This is a genomic window from Chloroflexus sp. MS-G (genome assembly GCF_000735195.1).
Lineage (GTDB): Bacteria > Chloroflexota > Chloroflexia > Chloroflexales > Chloroflexaceae > Chloroflexus.
Genome location: NZ_JPIM01000108.1, coordinates 1 through 14,799 on the forward strand (window position 1 = coordinate 1; position 14,799 = coordinate 14,799).

The following is a 14,799-nucleotide window of genomic DNA, read 5'->3' on the forward strand; positions in this document are numbered from 1 at the left end:
CTAGCCGAAGAGGGTTGTGTGGCGAAGATTACCGGTATCAAGCAACGTCGGATTACCGGCCCGGCGCGAGTCTTCGATGCCGAAGAGGAGTGCCTGGAGGCAATCCTCAGCGGGAAGATTAAGCCCGGCGATGTCGTGGTGATCCGTTACGAGGGGCCGAAGGGTGGCCCGGGGATGCGTGAAATGCTAGCACCGACATCGGCGATTATCGGCGCTGGCCTCGGTGATAGCGTGGGGCTGATAACCGATGGTCGTTTTTCGGGTGGAACGTATGGGTTGGTGGTGGGTCACGTTGCGCCAGAGGCGGCAGTTGGTGGAACTATTGCCCTGGTCGAGGAGGGAGATAGTATTACCATCGATGCTGATTCCCGTCTCTTGCAGTTGAATGTTTCTGATGAAGAGCTGGCACGTCGTCGAGCGGCCTGGCAGCCCCGGCCACCGCGCTATACCCGCGGTGTGCTGGCAAAATATGCCCGTCTGGTGTCGTCGGCCAGCCTGGGTGCCGTGACCGACCGATTTGACTCTTAATGCCTGATCGAAAACCTGAGCTTTCGATGAGGCGCGACGATGGCATTCACATAATGTTTCCTGGGTCTTTCTGACGGGGAACGTTTGAGTGCGACACTTGCGTCTACCCTCCGCGATGGAAGGGGGAATCGTGTTCCGTACCTGTGCTGCAGAGCACGCCTGGCGCCCCTCACCTTCCCCCTTGCCCCCTTCCTCTTCTCCACGGGGAGCGGAAGGGGGAACGTAGGATGGCTGGCGAGCAAGAACGTTGGCAATCCCTCACGCAATGGTTGCGCGGGCACGGTACGTTCCCTGAGAAATCTGGGTTTTTAGCACCGGTAAGGAATAGGGGGTCTACGAGGCAGCAATTCCATCTCCTTCCTCTCCCAGAATGGGAGAGGAAGCGAGTTGACAAAAAGGATTGAGAGAGGCACGTTTTCTAATCCGCTCTACCGATGATCCGTACCTGGTGACCAACCGATCACCCCATGCGGAGCGTAGTTCAGGAGCGGATGCAGGTTCGGATCGGATAGATTGATCAATGCAGGCGAAGTACTGCACAGCATCGGTAGTCCGAGTGCTCTAAGCCATTCATCGTCGTCGCTGGCTGTTGGTGGTCGTTGGCCTTGGCGGTCGGTGATGATCGCCAGATCGCATTGATCGAATGGCAACCCCTCACGAAGCAAGCTGTCGGTGTCGAAACCGACAATGAGTGCCTGGCAAGTAGGGTCACGTAATGCCTGAATGACTGTTGAACGATTGGCATGGTCGAGGATCACACCCTGGTGGCGTGTAGCCTGTTCGGCAATTGCCTGACTGCGGTACTGTTCACCGGTGATGGCGATGATGGGGATACGACCGAGATGCTGCCACGGTGGTTGGAGATCAGGAGTAGCGCGTAGCTCGTCGTAAGAGATGATCCAGCTCCGTTCACCCTGACCCAGCAAAATACTTCTATCAGGGAAGATAGTAGCCGGTATATTGCGGTGGCGAGCATTAGCGATCAGTTGTAATGCCTGAACCGGCAACGCTTGCGCCTGCCGACGATCACGTAACGCCATAAGTGGTTCATCAGCGTCCCACGTTTCATCATGGCGCAATTGGGCATTAAGGCCGTCAACGACATACCGACAGAGTTCGACGCCGATTTCTGGTTCGCCGGTCGTGAAGAAGGCACTGATCTGCACGCTGTCATGATGTGCCTGGGCAACCACATAAAGATGAGCAATCACCAGCCCAATAGCCAGGGCGCCACCTTTGATCGCGGCTCGCAGTTGATCGCTGTAGTCAGCAGGGGCACTCACCCGTAAGACGACACCAGGCTGGGGGCGGTAAATATTTGGGCCGTAAAAGGCGGTTAAATGGCGAATGACAATTGGTTGGTTGATCATAAGAGTGTTGTTTACAATAATTCGGTATGCGTGCATACAATGATAACACTTCTTCACGAACCGTATCTTGAGCTGCTTCATCAGGCAACGCTGGCAGTTACACCGACCGGTGCGAAGGTCGCTCTCGATCTGGGGTGCGGCGATAGCGCAAAAACCTGCTGGTTGTACGAACGTTGCGCCGACAATGCGCTCATCATCGGGATTGACCGGCAGGCCGCAGTGCTGCGTAAACGACCGGGTCTGGCACTGATTGCTGCTGATGCCGCTGATTTGCCGCTGCGCGATGAGTGTGTCGATCTGATCTGGTGCATTGCGGCCCTGCCGCTCTTCACCGATCGGCAACGTGCTTTGCGCGAGATGCTGCGGGTGCTGCGTGGCGGGGGAAGGCTGGTTCTTGCGACCGTCGGCGAATATTGGGTTCGGCTGCGTGTTCACGCAGATGAGCTGGTCGCTATTTTGCCCTCTACCCCATTACCGCTACCTCCTGCCGATGGTCTTGGTGAAGAGTGGTCGTTGTTATTGAGTGGGGTTGGGTGGCAACCACTCCAGATACAGGCGTATCTCTTGACGGGGTGCGAACCGGCGCAGGCGACGCTTATCGATAGCGACACACTTACCACCTACCTCGGTTGTTCGCCGATGTCTTGTGTCGTGGATGAACCCCAATCTCGCCACGTCTTGTTGGTGATAAGTGCCTGTAAGCCATATGCTTGAGAGGGGTAGCTCGCTTGTCAGAGGATGCTGACACTACACACGATGGTGCTGCACATCTTCACCTTGAGGTATGGGGATAGTAGGGGCCCATGGTTGTGCCCCTACTCTGCAAACACGCTACGAACTACCAACCACAATACAGCGTTCTATTCTCGCCACCGAGAGCTGTGGCTCAGGGAGAGAAATGGCGTACATACTCTATTCTACTACGCTACGGTGCGTACTCAAATCGTACCATACTCGTAGCACTTCAGCTACACTCCAGGCCTGGGCAAAACAACCACGCGGATGATGCGGTGGATCGCCGTCAAATATCTCGCTTATTGTACCGATACAACCATCAGCGAGATGATCGATGAGTGGGATCAGCAGGCGGCGCGTTGCCGCATTGTCGTTCGTCAAGCGGTAAAACGCACTGGCAAAGGGTCCAATCAACCAAGCCCAAACTGTTCCCTGATGATACGCTCCATCACGGTGCAAGAGCGAGCCAATGTAGCGTGGCGCATAATCGGGGTGGGTGGGGGTGAGACTGCGTAAACCGACACTCGTTAGGAGAGACCGGGCACACGCCCGTACCACCGCGTGTTGCTGTTCGGGAGTGAGCGGGCTGTGCGGCAGACTGACCGCGAAGATTTGATTTGGTCGCAAGGTCGGGTCTACTCCACGTGGTCCGTCGATCACATCGTAGAGGTATTGCCCGTCTTCGTACCAGAAACGACGAAACCCGGCGCGCGCCGCTGCCGCCATTGCTTCGTAGCGCTCTGCTGGCTTTCCGAGCCGATGAGCAAACGATGCCATACTTTGTAAGGCATTGTACCAAAGGGCATTAATTTCAACCGGTTTGCCTGAACGTGGGGTTACCACCCAACCACGCACCCGCACATCCATCCAGGTCAGTTGCGTGGTCGGCGTACCGGCGCGGAGCAGGCCATCCCCCCGGTCTAAGCCAATCCGGTCACGAGTACCGCGGACGTGCCAATCAATGATGTCGGCAAGCAGAGGAAATAACTCGGCCAGCAATTCATCGTCAGCGTAAGCGGCATGATGAGCACGGATTGCCTCGAAAAACCAGAGCGTCGCATCGGCCGTATTGTATTCGGGAACCGTGCCTTCATCAGGAAACCGGTTGGGAATCATGCCTCGATCAACGAAGTGGGCAAAGGTACGTAACACTGCGGCGGCTATTTCCGGCCGACGGGTGGGAATGGTCAACCCAGGTAGGCTAATCATCGTGTCACGTCCCCAATCGGTGAACCATGGGTAACCGGCGATAATCGTACGTCCCCGACTACCCTCGACCAACGGGCGATCAACGATGATCGGCAGCCAGAGCGAGCTGATGCACGATTGGATCGTCTGTCCAGTCGATACGACGTAACAATGCGGCTTCGTAATCGGCGCGCTGCTGCCACGCCGTAGCGCTATCGAGAGTTGCCATGGACTCGGTTGTAGCTGCGATGAGCAGTGACTCACCCTCGGCGAGCGTCAATACGAGACGGCCAATCCGCTGAAGGTTATCAACGGCAGCCTGACCACGTTCGTCTTCAACTGCTAGGTAAAGATCGGTCAGCCAGCCTCCAAGTGGAGCGAACGTTGCCCGATCACTGAGCAGACGGAGATGATGACTACCAGCGATGGGGCCAACTCGGAGACCATTAGCAATCTGTTCAACCTGAAGTGGAATGTCTCCCACTTGACTCACTGTGTGATGGTCGCGGGCTGTTGCCAGTGCATCGATCCGTAGCGTCATTGGCGCCGAGGCGCGTTGCACCGTGTAGCGAATATACGTCGTGTTGGCGCCTGGAATCATCCAGATGCGCCGTTCAAGGAGAGCGTCGGCCAGCCGGTATTCCCAAACCGGTGTTGTGCCATCGCGCCACCAGCGTTCCAACCATCGACAAACAGGTGATGGTTCACCGACACGTCGGTGTGCAGTGAGATCAAAGTGTTGACTGAGATAGTTGACATAGGTATCAAGTGTTGCCAACGTGAGAACACGACCAAGAGGGGGATTCAATGCGGCAACGAGTAACCCATGGTAGCTGCGTGTAAGAGTGCCGACTATGGTTCCAGCCGCATAACCACCGATCCCGTTCGTGATCAGCCATTCGCGGCTACCGGCAATAGCTGGTTCAGTACAAAGGGCATGACCAAAGGTAAGCACGATCATCTCTCCTGGCTGCAACTGTTCCATCATCATGGTACACTACCAGATGGTGTCAGTCGATTCGTCAATACACGAAAGGTTGTTCGGTAGCGATGAAAGTAGCAGTTCTGGCCGATATTCACGCCAATCTGGCTGCCTTCACGGCTGTGATTGCCGACATAGAGCGATGGCAACCCGACGCCGTTATTATCGCTGGTGATATTATCAATCGGGGGCCGTTACCTCGTCCATGTCTCGAACTGGCATTACGAATGCGGGCTGAACGTGGTTGGTACGTGCTACGCGGGAATCATGAGGGGTACGTACTACATTATGATCACGATCTCCAGATGGGTCGTCCGCCGCAAGGTGGCCGACGTGCACTGCTAGGACCAATTATCTGGACTCACCAAGAGGTTGTCGATCTCTTACCGGAAGTTGCTGCATTGCCGACGAATCTGGCCTTAACCAGTCGTGGTGGCGTGATCATGGCCTATCACGCTTCGATTCATCACGACCGTGATGGCCTGTTGCCAACGCATGGACAGTACGAATTGAAAACGAGAATTGATCCCCATGCCACTGTATTCTGTACTGCGCATACACATATGCCATTTGTTCGTCGGGTTGATGAGACACTGGTCGTCAATGTTGGATCAGTTGGTCTGCCGTTCGATGGCGATTGGCGGGCAGCGTATGCCCGGCTTACCTGGGATCATGGTCACGGTTGGCAGGCGCAAATCGTTCGTGTCGCTTATGATCGCGAAGCGACGTTACGCGCTGCGCGTGAGTTAATGATTCCGTCTGGTGGACCGATAACCCACATTATGCTGCGCGAACTAGAGACTGCCAGTTCACTCCTTTTTGATTTTGTGCCGGTGTACAACGAACCGGTCATTGCGGGAATTATCAGTCTGGATGAAGCTGTGAATCGCTTTCTGGCCGAGCGTGCAGCGTAAAGAAAGGAATTCGCCGTGCTCCAGGTAGTGCGCTACGACCGTCGCCCTGAACCACGAGCAGCAGAAATAGCTGCCGATATGGCAGGCTGGCTGGCGCGGGAAGGGTATGAAGTCTTCTCAACGTTGGTGGTGCAGGCTGCCGGTCAATCAATGACGATAGAGATTTATCGGCGCGATGGCGATGATCCGTTTGTGCTATACCATCCGGCGTTCGCACCGGGCGGTTTACGAGCGGCGCTCTACTTGCTCCCCCACGCCGATGCAATGGATGAGTTGCTGCAACGGGCACAGCAGATGGTGGCGACACTGATGACGGTAGCGGCACAGCGGCGAGAAACATCTTAAGCCGGATTTTACCGTCGTCGCCACCGGTCAACTCACCCGTAGCGGTGCAGTTGCTTCCAGAGCGGTAATCAGATCACAGAGGAATGCGTTAAACGGTGTTGGGACACCGAGGCGTTGTCCTTCACGTACAATTGCGCCATTGATCGTCTCAATCTCAGTTGGGGCGCCACGCAAGATGTCCTGAAGCATCGATGACCGATTTGCCGCCGTTGCCTGCGCAACTGCCAGTGTTTCGGCAACCGGGTCGGCCAATCCGATGGTGATACCAGCGGCCTGGGCAACGGTAACGGCTTCTTCGACTGCACACCGTACCAGCTTGCTGGCTTCAGGTATCGTGGCTAGTGCCCCATTGGGTACTCTCAGGATTGCGGTCAGGGCGTTAATGCCGACATTGACGATTAACTTGCTCCAGACTAAGCCGACCAAATCGGTGGAAACACTGGCCGGCAACGAACAGACCCGAAACGCATCGGCAATAGCATAAGCTGTACTCAGTGATGGTGTCGCGGAGAATGTGGTTGTCCCGCGACCGGCGAGGCGAACACGTCCTGGTGCTACCATAGTTGCGCCAAGGGTAGTCACTCCTTGCCCAACTCGCTGGGCGCCGAGCCGGTGGGCAAGCAGTTCAGCGTTCCCCAAGCCGTTTTGCAATGTATAGGCAACTCCATCTGGTTGCAATATCTGAGCTGCTACTGTCGCTGCCCAGGAAGTTTGAGCTGCCTTGACGGTAATCAATGCCACTGGAACCGGCTCAACCAGGGCAGGATCGGTCGTTGCCGGAAGAAACCGAATTTGCTCGCTATCGTCAGCGACACAACATAACCCATGGGTATTGATAGCGTTAATATGCTCTTGCCAGAGATCGATCAATATCACATTATTGCTGGCTGCCAGATGGAAACCAATAACACTACCCAGTGCACCAGCACCGATGATTGCCAGTTTCATAGTGATCACCTCTCATGCTTTTAGCGAGACTCTCTGTGCAGCATACCACATTGCCAGGCTTGGGGAAGCAGTTTGCAGCCTCTTCCCTTTCTGCTGGGAGTGCGCGCCGCTGGCTCGCTGAGCGTCCTTCCTCTGCGAGAAATGAAGATGCTGGGGAGAAGGTGAGGAGATTTCCACCCGACCGGAAACACCTTGAGATTGAGAAGTCCTGAATTACTCTCATTTCTCATCGATGACAACTTGCTTTATACTACTGTCACACCCATGGTATCTCACTGGCAAAGAAGGGGGCTTATGAAACGCTTCTGGAACTGGCTAATAATGAGTTTTCTCGTATGGCTTGCGGCATGTGGCGGAATCGCGGCGCCGCCTACCCCCACACCTACGCCCGACCCACGTGCCCTGGCTGGCGCGATTGGGCAGGCAACCCAAAGAAGCCAGAGTGCTCATTTTCGCATAACACTCAGTGGTAAGCCGGTTGCGCTTGATGCCGGTGGCGTCACAATTCTGAACAGCATTGAAGGGGATTTACGTCGCCCTGATGCAGTACTCTCAATCCTCAATATCACGTTGGGGAGCGCAATTGGTGAAATTCGGACGGTTTCAGTGTCTGGGAAGCAGTTTGCTACCAATCCGATTACACGCCAGTGGATGTGTTTGCAGGCTGGTTCAACATTCGATCCGGCAGTCTTATTTGCGCCAGATATTGGTATCGAATCACTACTTGCCAACAATTTTGCCGATGTGACGCTGGTTGGTATCGAAGATCTTAATGGTCGTCCGCATTACCATCTACGTGGAACGCTACCAGCCGAATCGTTACGGGCTATCAGTCTTAACCTGCTCGGTGCCGGGCCAGTGGCAACCGATCTATGGGCCGATCAAGAGACTCTCCGCGCCAGTCGGGTCATTCTGGTTGATACGGCAACCGATGCGACGAACCCCAGTACCTGGACGCTTGAGTTCAGCGAGTATGACAAAGCAGTTGATGTTCGTGAACCGGTGCAATGCCCATGAAGAACCCTGCACTTACCAGCGTGAAGGAACGACCCTTTGATCCGCGGGTGACATTGGGTCTCGTTTGTCTTGCCATTTTCATCGGCGCCGTTGATCTGACTGTGATAAGTGCGGCGTTGCCGAAGGTTATGATCGATCTGCGCCTTTCGCTTGACACCGAGCTAAACCGTGCTTCATGGGCGGTGAGTGGCTACTTACTGGCCTACACGGTTAGTATCACGTTTATGGGGCGTTTGTCTGACCTGTTTGGCCGACGGAGGGTCTATCTGCTCTGTCTGATTATCTTCCTGCTCGGTTCGGCATGGGTGGCAGCGGCGCCGAATCTGACGATGCTGATTATCGGGCGGGTCATTCAGGCGTTTGGCGCCGGCGCAATGGTGCCGGTTTCAATGGCGCTGGTCGGTGATCTCTTTGCGCCGGGGCAGCGGGCAGCGGCGCTCGGTTTCATTGGCGCGGTTGACACTGCCGGTTGGATGGTGGGGCATCTGTACGGTGGTGTACTGATGCGTATCTTTGACGATTGGCGGCTCCTTTTTTGGCTCAATGTACCGATTGGGTTGGTCGCATTGGTGCTCACGTGGTATGCACTGCGACAAGTGCCGACGCCACCGCGCCCTGGTCACTTTGATTGGCCGGGGACAATCTTGCTAAGTGGCAGTCTGGTTGCCTTGAATGTTGGGCTGGCCGCCGGGAGTGAGCTGGGCGCGACTGATTTCTACGGCGAACGGCTAGGCCCGCCACCTTACGCTGGGCCGCTGGTTGTGGTAGCCCTGATATTGCTGGCCCTGTTCGTTTGGGTTGAACGACGCAGTGCCGATCCGCTGATCGGTATCGAATTGTTTGCTCAGCGGAATACGGCTATTGCCTGCGTGATTAACGTGGTCGTTGGGTTTGGGTTAGCGATTGCGATCACAAATGTGCCACTCTATATCAATACCCGGTTGTTGCTCTACTATCCGAACGACAGTAACATTTTGCGTATTGCAGCCTGGGATGCGGGCTGGATGCTTTCGGCACTAACCCTGACGATGGCGGCGGCGGCACTTCCCGGAGGTTTCCTGACCGCACGTTTTGGAGCGCGGCTACCAACCGTATTGGGTTTGAGCCTGGCATTTCTTGGTTATAGTCTGATGGTGTTCTGGGGTCCGGATGTCACTTATGTGCGGATGGGTCTGGAGCTGGCCTTGACCGGTATTGGTTTAGGTCTGGTGATTGCGCCGGTCGCTGACACAGTGGTTTCCTACGCGGGTGAAGATCGGCGTGGAGCTGCATCGGCACTGGTCATCGCCCTGCGCCTGGTAGGTATGACGGTTGGCGTCGCAATTCTGACCATGTGGGGCGTGCATCGTCAGGATGAATTGCGACGTGCAGGCGTCGATAACCCGCTCGCTGTCACCGATCCGGTCAGGTTTCTGATGGAGATTGCTGCCCAAGTCATTGGCGAGACCTTCGTCTTTGGCGCTGCCGTATGTCTCATCGGGTTGCTGGCCGGTTTGATGATGAGCACTGCCCTTCGTCAACGTTAACTGTCATTGTCTGTGGTATGATGGGAAAGTCAGGAATAGGAGCCACTTGCTCCGCAAGGATACATTCAATGCACGACGAAGAGATTCAACGGCTGATCAGCCAATATTTACCGCCTGAAGTACAGGCCGGGCCGCCGGAGATCAGACGTTACAGCGATGAGATTCTCATTATTCTCGAGATCAGCCAGCCGGTCGAAGAGATTCCACGGTTGCGCGAACAGACTCGCCGGAACCGAATGCGGATCGCACGTGAAATTGAGCAGCATAGCGGCGTGCCGGTTGCATGGGGGATGCGTGCAGACGAGCATGAAGTGCTCTTCACTACCCGCACGGTACCGGTTATGACACGGCTCGGTCGCGCCGAACGTGAATTGCTCGATCTGCTGGTGGCAGTGGGGATTGCTGATACCCGTAGCAGTGCCCTGGCCTATATCGCTCGTGCGTTTGCGTTTGAACATCGCGAATGGATAGCCGAAGCACGGCTGGCTGTTGGCGAGATGGCACGAGTACGTGCGCGCTTGCAACTTCGACCGCGTAGCGGGCCACCTGTATTGCCCCCCGAACTGAACGATGACGCTTGACAAAATAGCCCAACTGCTGGTAACCTTATGGGCGACGGGGCGTGGCTCAGCCTGGTAGAGCACCGCGTTTGGGACGCGGGGGTCGTGGGTTCAAATCCCTCCGCCCCGACCACATGCGCCAAGTGGCAATGACCGCCGACCGTAATTCGGCGGTCATTGTATGTGGAGTGGCTATGGCGACAGTTCTGATCGTTGAAGATGAGACGACGCTGGCCGAGACGTTGCGCTACAACCTCGAACGTGAAGGGTATAGCGTTATTGTTGCCGCTGATGGTGTGCAGGGCCTCGACCGGGTACGTCGTGATCAGCCTGACCTCGTCGTGCTCGATATTATGCTGCCCCGCCTCGATGGCTTTTCGGTTTGCCGTATCCTTCGTCAAGAGAGTGATGTGCCGATTATCATGCTCACCGCTCGCCAGGATGAAGTTGATCGGATCGCTGGTCTTGAACTGGGTGCCGATGATTATATGAGCAAGCCATTCAGTCTTGGTGAGTTTCTGGCTCGTGTCCGAGCTATTCTGCGACGCAGTGAACGGCAGCCGCATTCGATTGTGCGTGAAATCTTCGAGGCAGGCGCTATTCGGGTGGACACCAGTAGTCGACGGGCATGGCGCAATGGTCAGGAACTCAATCTGCCGCAGAAAGAGTTTGATCTGCTAACCTGCCTGATGCGTAACCGTGGGATTGCCCTCACTCGTGATCTCTTACTCGAACGGGTCTGGGGCCAGGATTTCATTGGCGATAGTCGAACAGTTGACGTACATATTCGCTGGTTGCGCGAGAAGATTGAGCCAGACCCCAGCAAGCCGACATATATTCAGACGGTTCGTGGAGTTGGCTATCGGTTTGAACCACCCACTGACGAAGTGTAAATCGCACCAATGACGCTGCTTGAATTAACCCTTACCGTGGCCACGATTGTTCTGACGATAGTGCTCGTCGTGGTTGCCCATCGACAGCGTCGGATCGCTCGCTCGTCATTGCCCGTCATACCACCTCCTGATCAGCTACCTCCTCAACAGCCTGACCGTGTGGTTGCTTCTGCTATACTGGAGTCAAGTGTCACCTCCGAAAAACCTGCTTTTTTCGATATTAACCGCCAGTTACTCTTCCTGGCTCTGACCCAAGCGATTGATAGTGGCGTGATCGTCGTTGATACTGAACGCTCTATCGTTTTCCACAACGACCTGGCAGTACATTTGTTGGCTGCGCAAGCACCGGTCGTTGGTCACGGTCTGATTATGCTCTTACGTGATCATCAGGCCGATCATCTGGCGCAAGAAGTTCTGACCGATGGTGAACGCAGGGAGTTGACGATCCGCCCGCTTACAACCGGGCGGACACTTCATTTGCACTATGTGCCATTAATAGAAGATGGTGAGAAGCCGGTAGGTACACTCATTACCATTCGCGACCTGACCCAGATTAGTATGCTCGAGCGGGCGCGCCGTGATCTGGTAGCCAATGTCTCACACGAGCTACGTACTCCACTGGCATCGCTGAAACTGCTGGTTGAGACACTACAATCTGCACCACCACCCGACATTGCCAGTCGAATGCTAGCCCAGATGATGCAAGAGATTGACGCAGTTACTCAACTAGTGGAAGAACTGCACGAACTTTCCCGTCTTGAGTCAGGCCGTGTTTCCCTCAAACTGGAACCGTTGCCGGTCTGGCCGGTTATCGAGCGTGCTGTTGAACGCATCCGCCCCCAGGCTGACCGTAAGCAACAGACAATCTGTGCAGTCAGTGGTGGTGATCTCCCATTAGCGCTGATGGATAGGGATCGGATTGGGCAGGTTTTGCTGAACCTGCTGCATAACGCAGTCAAGTTTACTCCCGAACATGGCACAATTACGGTGGCGGCGCAGGTGCTCAACCTCGAGCACGATGATCCACCCTCGTATGCGGAGCGTCCGCCCCATCAGGCAGGAACGTGGCTCTTGATCAGTGTCAGCGATACCGGTATCGGCATTCCCAAACACGAAATCCCACGTATCTTTGAACGCTTTTACAAAGTCGATCGCGCACGTACCCGTCACGCTGGTGGTACCGGGTTAGGTCTGGCAATTGCCAGACATCTGGTCGAGGGGCATGGCGGACGCATTTGGGCCAGTAGTCAGGAAGGTCATGGCTCGACCTTCTGGTTTACGCTACCGGCTGCATAGTGCTGCCGGTGTGGGTCAGGTTCTCGACCCGACGGGGTCAGGGGGGAACGTCTTTAGATTTCGTGTACGGAGATGTTGGTCCTCACCGTTTTCCCTTCCTGCTTACGCTCCCGCAGAGGGCGAGGAAGAGAGAAAATTGCCCTCTCACCTTCCCCTTACTACTCTTTCTTTCTTTTCACGTCCGTCGGTGTACTGTTGCTCTACCAATGCCGGCAACGTAAACCACACGAGCGTACCTTGATTGAGTGTACTCTCAACCCCAATCGTGCCACCGTGGGCTTCAACCAGTCCTTTGGCGATTGAGAGGCCAAGCCCGGCATTACTACCAGTCCGTTCGCGTGCCGGATCAACGCGATAGAAACGCTCGAAAAGGTGTGGGAGATGTTCAGGTGCGATCCCGCAACCGGTATCACGCACGCTCAGGCGCACATACTTCCCGACCAGTTCTGCGCTGATCGTAATCGTGCCCCCAACCGGTGTATAGCGCAGGGCATTATCGATCAGGATCAGTAATACTTGACGTAATCGGTCAGGGTCGGCATTCACGACACCAGATGCGTTATTGAGCATCACTGTGATACCTCGCTCTTCACCCAACCGACTCACGTGGCGGTGCAATTCGCTCAGGAAATCTCTGAGGTCAATCCTTTGTCGTTGGAGGGTTAATGCCCCACTATCAAGTCGCGAGAGGGTCAGGAGATCATCGACCAGTCGGCGCATATGATCGCTCTCACTCAAGATGTCGCTCAGCAATTCGCGGTGATCGTCATCGGTTGTACTACGCAGAGCAACTTCGGCACTGGCGCGAATCAGTGTTAGTGGGGCACGCAGTTCATGGCTGGCACTGGCAATAAAGCGTAACTGGCGTGCCCAGGCGTCTTCTGCGGGCCGCAGGGCGCGTCCGGCTAACCACCAGCTAGCGATGCCAATGATTATGGCACCGACAAAACCAAAGCTGACAAGACCGATCATCAGTTGATTGAGCACTTGCTCTTGATCGGTGAGTAAACGTCCTAATTGTAGAGCCGCCGGGCCATCAGGACGGGTCAGGCGGTAGGTGAGTAGTCTGATCCGTTGTCCGTTACTAACGGTAATGGTGCGTAAATCCGAGCCGTTCTGTAATGCGGCTGCCAATGCTTCTTTATCGGCAGTCATTGGCAGAGCTGCCGGATTGGGGTTGAAGAGGATTCGACCCTGTGTATCGAGCGGTAACACGAAGATCGAAGCAATCTCAGCATCATAGGCTATTGGTGGTGAGGAAATACCGGTAATAGGATCACGTTGGGGGTCTTTGATCTCGATACCGACAATCTGACCGCTGTATGCGTCGATGGTGATTTCACTATCATCACGAAGTTTCACCTCGTAATACCGACCGTTGTCTTTCAGTTCAATACGCTTAATCTGACCACCACGTACCGACAGCGCGATCCGGCCTGCTTCTTCTGCACTTAACATGCGTGAACGAGTGATTCCGCCTTCATTGCGCAAGATCGACCAGTCGATGTCGGCATACGTGAGTTCGGGCGGGAGCGGGGCGTTCAGCGAATGAAACTCATGCACCATTTTATGGTAAAGAGCCAGATCGGTGGTACGCTCGAAATAACGGGCCACAATTACGTAAGCTCCGCTAGCGACCAACCCGATGATCGCCACCGCAGCCAGCGCGTAAAACAGGGTAAACTGCCAGCGCAGAAGTTTAAACACGCTCTACCTCCAGTCGATACCCAATACCACGTACCGTGACAATCGGGTCAGGCTCACCTGGGGCGTTGAGTTTCCGCCGCAGATACGAGATATAGACATCAACCATCTGGGGTTGTACGTCGTGCTCAAACGACCAGACATAATCAAGAATCTGTTGGCGCGTGAGTGTTTGACCGGCGTTCCGCAGCAGATACTCAAGCAATCGCCACTCGGTCGGCGTCAGATCAAGCCGTCGCTCACCCCGTCGTGCTGTATAGGTGCGCAGATCGAGGACGAGCGCACCGGCGCGTAGTTCATCGTTGCCCAGATTGGGGCTAAAACGCCGACCAAGGGCGCGGATACGGGCCAGTAATTCTTCAAAGGCAAATGGTTTTACCAGGTAATCGTCGGCGCCACTTTCAAACCCCAGCACCTTATCTTCAATCTGACCGCGAGCCGTTAGTAAGAGCAATGCTGTCGGTAAACGGGCTGCCCGTACAGCACGACAAATTGATGGACCGTCACGACCTGGCAGCATCCAATCAATGATGGCTACATCGTAGGTGCCCTGTAACAGGAGATCAAGCCCACTCTCACCGTCATGCGCGACATCCACAGAATGTCGTTCATCACGTAAGACACGCTCAATCAAACGGGCTAGTCGTTTGTCATCTTCTACGATTAAAATCCGCACATGTTACTCCCAGAGATGATTTTTTGCAAACAACGTAAGACACGCTGAATCATTTTCTCTCTATCGGTTATACCGCACGAATCTTGGAAAAAGATTGGAAATTATTGCTGCCATTCT

14 protein-coding genes, 1 tRNA gene and 1 pseudogene are annotated in these 14,799 nt (G+C 55.1%); 10 read left to right on the forward strand and 6 right to left on the reverse strand.

Annotated elements, in window-relative coordinates:
• Positions 1-528, forward strand: a pseudogene (locus JE47_RS0116130) (dihydroxy-acid dehydratase domain-containing protein); the annotation flags it as partial.
• 428 nt (positions 529-956) lie between these two features.
• On the opposite strand, the gene JE47_RS0116135 reads toward JE47_RS0116130, so the two are convergent.
• Entirely contained in the window at positions 957-1,898 is a 942-nt protein-coding gene (locus JE47_RS0116135; RefSeq protein WP_236631260.1) for a DUF4938 domain-containing protein, read from the reverse strand.
• A gap of 39 nt (positions 1,899-1,937) precedes the next feature.
• Between JE47_RS0116135 and JE47_RS0116140 the strand changes: the two genes are divergently transcribed.
• Positions 1,938-2,612, forward strand: a complete 675-nt coding sequence (locus JE47_RS0116140; RefSeq protein WP_031460745.1) for a class I SAM-dependent methyltransferase — start codon at positions 1,938-1,940, stop codon at positions 2,610-2,612.
• Positions 2,613-2,810: 198 nt separating this feature from the next.
• Here JE47_RS0116140 and JE47_RS22240 read toward each other — a convergent pair whose 3' ends face one another.
• Positions 2,811-3,914, reverse strand: a complete 1,104-nt coding sequence (locus JE47_RS22240) for an amylo-alpha-1,6-glucosidase (protein ID WP_236631261.1) — start codon at positions 3,912-3,914, stop codon at positions 2,811-2,813.
• A 7-nt stretch (positions 3,915-3,921) separates the two neighbouring features.
• A complete protein-coding gene (locus JE47_RS22245) occupies positions 3,922-4,812 on the reverse strand; it encodes a glycogen debranching enzyme N-terminal domain-containing protein (protein WP_236631262.1) in 891 nt (296 codons plus the stop codon).
• A 59-nt stretch (positions 4,813-4,871) separates the two neighbouring features.
• Between JE47_RS22245 and JE47_RS0116150 the strand changes: the two genes are divergently transcribed.
• Complete coding sequence (locus JE47_RS0116150) at positions 4,872-5,717, forward strand: metallophosphoesterase family protein (RefSeq protein WP_031460746.1); 846 nt, start codon at positions 4,872-4,874, stop codon at positions 5,715-5,717.
• Between the two features lie 15 nt (positions 5,718-5,732).
• Entirely contained in the window at positions 5,733-6,062 is a 330-nt protein-coding gene (locus JE47_RS0116155) for a hypothetical protein (RefSeq protein ID WP_031460747.1), read from the forward strand.
• Between the two features lie 27 nt (positions 6,063-6,089).
• On the opposite strand, the gene JE47_RS0116160 is transcribed toward JE47_RS0116155, so the two are convergent.
• Entirely contained in the window at positions 6,090-7,010 is a 921-nt protein-coding gene (locus JE47_RS0116160) for a ketopantoate reductase family protein (RefSeq protein WP_031460748.1), read from the reverse strand.
• A gap of 294 nt (positions 7,011-7,304) precedes the next feature.
• Here JE47_RS0116160 and JE47_RS0116165 point away from each other — a divergent pair, with 294 nt between their 5' ends.
• The 6 genes from JE47_RS0116165 to JE47_RS0116190 all read left to right on the forward strand — a co-directional run bounded on the left by JE47_RS0116165 (position 7,305) and on the right by JE47_RS0116190 (position 12,302).
• Complete coding sequence (locus JE47_RS0116165; RefSeq protein ID WP_031460749.1) at positions 7,305-8,027, forward strand: LppX_LprAFG lipoprotein; 723 nt, start codon at positions 7,305-7,307, stop codon at positions 8,025-8,027.
• Entirely contained in the window at positions 8,024-9,553 is a 1,530-nt protein-coding gene (locus tag JE47_RS0116170; protein WP_031460750.1) for an MFS transporter, read from the forward strand. Before JE47_RS0116165 ends, JE47_RS0116170 begins: the two co-directional genes overlap by 4 nt.
• A gap of 68 nt (positions 9,554-9,621) precedes the next feature.
• Positions 9,622-10,134: a hypothetical protein gene (locus JE47_RS0116175; protein WP_031460751.1), complete on the forward strand. Its 513-nt coding sequence runs from the start codon at positions 9,622-9,624 to the stop codon at positions 10,132-10,134.
• Positions 10,135-10,169: 35 nt separating this feature from the next.
• A tRNA-Pro gene (locus JE47_RS0116180) sits at positions 10,170-10,246 on the forward strand.
• Between the two features lie 61 nt (positions 10,247-10,307).
• Positions 10,308-11,006, forward strand: a complete 699-nt coding sequence (locus JE47_RS0116185; protein ID WP_031460752.1) for a response regulator transcription factor — start codon at positions 10,308-10,310, stop codon at positions 11,004-11,006.
• 9 nt (positions 11,007-11,015) lie between these two features.
• Positions 11,016-12,302 carry a sensor histidine kinase gene (locus JE47_RS0116190; protein WP_031460753.1) on the forward strand — a complete coding sequence of 429 codons (1,287 nt, stop codon included), beginning with the start codon at positions 11,016-11,018 and terminating at the stop codon, positions 12,300-12,302.
• A 144-nt stretch (positions 12,303-12,446) separates the two neighbouring features.
• Here the strand turns inward: JE47_RS0116190 and JE47_RS0116195 are convergent, their stop codons facing one another.
• Both JE47_RS0116195 and JE47_RS0116200 read right to left on the reverse strand, forming a co-directional pair.
• On the reverse strand, positions 12,447-14,009 hold the full coding sequence (locus JE47_RS0116195) for an ATP-binding protein (RefSeq protein ID WP_051871184.1): 1,563 nt from the start codon (positions 14,007-14,009) through the stop codon (positions 12,447-12,449).
• The gene (locus JE47_RS0116200; protein WP_031460755.1) at positions 14,002-14,682 is read right to left on the reverse strand and encodes a response regulator transcription factor; all 681 of its coding nucleotides are present in this window, start codon (positions 14,680-14,682) and stop codon (positions 14,002-14,004) included. The genes JE47_RS0116195 and JE47_RS0116200 overlap by 8 nt, the downstream gene beginning before the upstream one ends.
• Between the last annotated feature and the right edge of the window lie 117 nt (positions 14,683-14,799).

What these genes read in the sequence shown, in the direction of transcription:
- JE47_RS0116135 (WP_236631260.1), bottom strand. Translation starts at nt 1,898, where the DNA reads ATGATCAACCAACCAATTGTCATTCGCCATTTAACCGCCTTTTACGGC.
- JE47_RS0116190 (WP_031460753.1), top strand. Translation starts at nt 11,016, where the DNA reads ATGACGCTGCTTGAATTAACCCTTACCGTGGCCACGATTGTTCTGACG.
- JE47_RS0116165 (WP_031460749.1), top strand. Translation starts at nt 7,305, where the DNA reads ATGAAACGCTTCTGGAACTGGCTAATAATGAGTTTTCTCGTATGGCTT.
- JE47_RS0116175 (WP_031460751.1), top strand. Translation starts at nt 9,622, where the DNA reads ATGCACGACGAAGAGATTCAACGGCTGATCAGCCAATATTTACCGCCT.
- JE47_RS22245 (WP_236631262.1), bottom strand. Translation starts at nt 4,812, where the DNA reads ATGATGATGGAACAGTTGCAGCCAGGAGAGATGATCGTGCTTACCTTT.
- JE47_RS0116140 (WP_031460745.1), top strand. Translation starts at nt 1,938, where the DNA reads ATGATAACACTTCTTCACGAACCGTATCTTGAGCTGCTTCATCAGGCA.
- JE47_RS0116185 (WP_031460752.1), top strand. Translation starts at nt 10,308, where the DNA reads ATGGCGACAGTTCTGATCGTTGAAGATGAGACGACGCTGGCCGAGACG.
- JE47_RS0116160 (WP_031460748.1), bottom strand. Translation starts at nt 7,010, where the DNA reads ATGAAACTGGCAATCATCGGTGCTGGTGCACTGGGTAGTGTTATTGGT.
- JE47_RS0116150 (WP_031460746.1), top strand. Translation starts at nt 4,872, where the DNA reads ATGAAAGTAGCAGTTCTGGCCGATATTCACGCCAATCTGGCTGCCTTC.
- JE47_RS0116170 (WP_031460750.1), top strand. Translation starts at nt 8,024, where the DNA reads ATGAAGAACCCTGCACTTACCAGCGTGAAGGAACGACCCTTTGATCCG.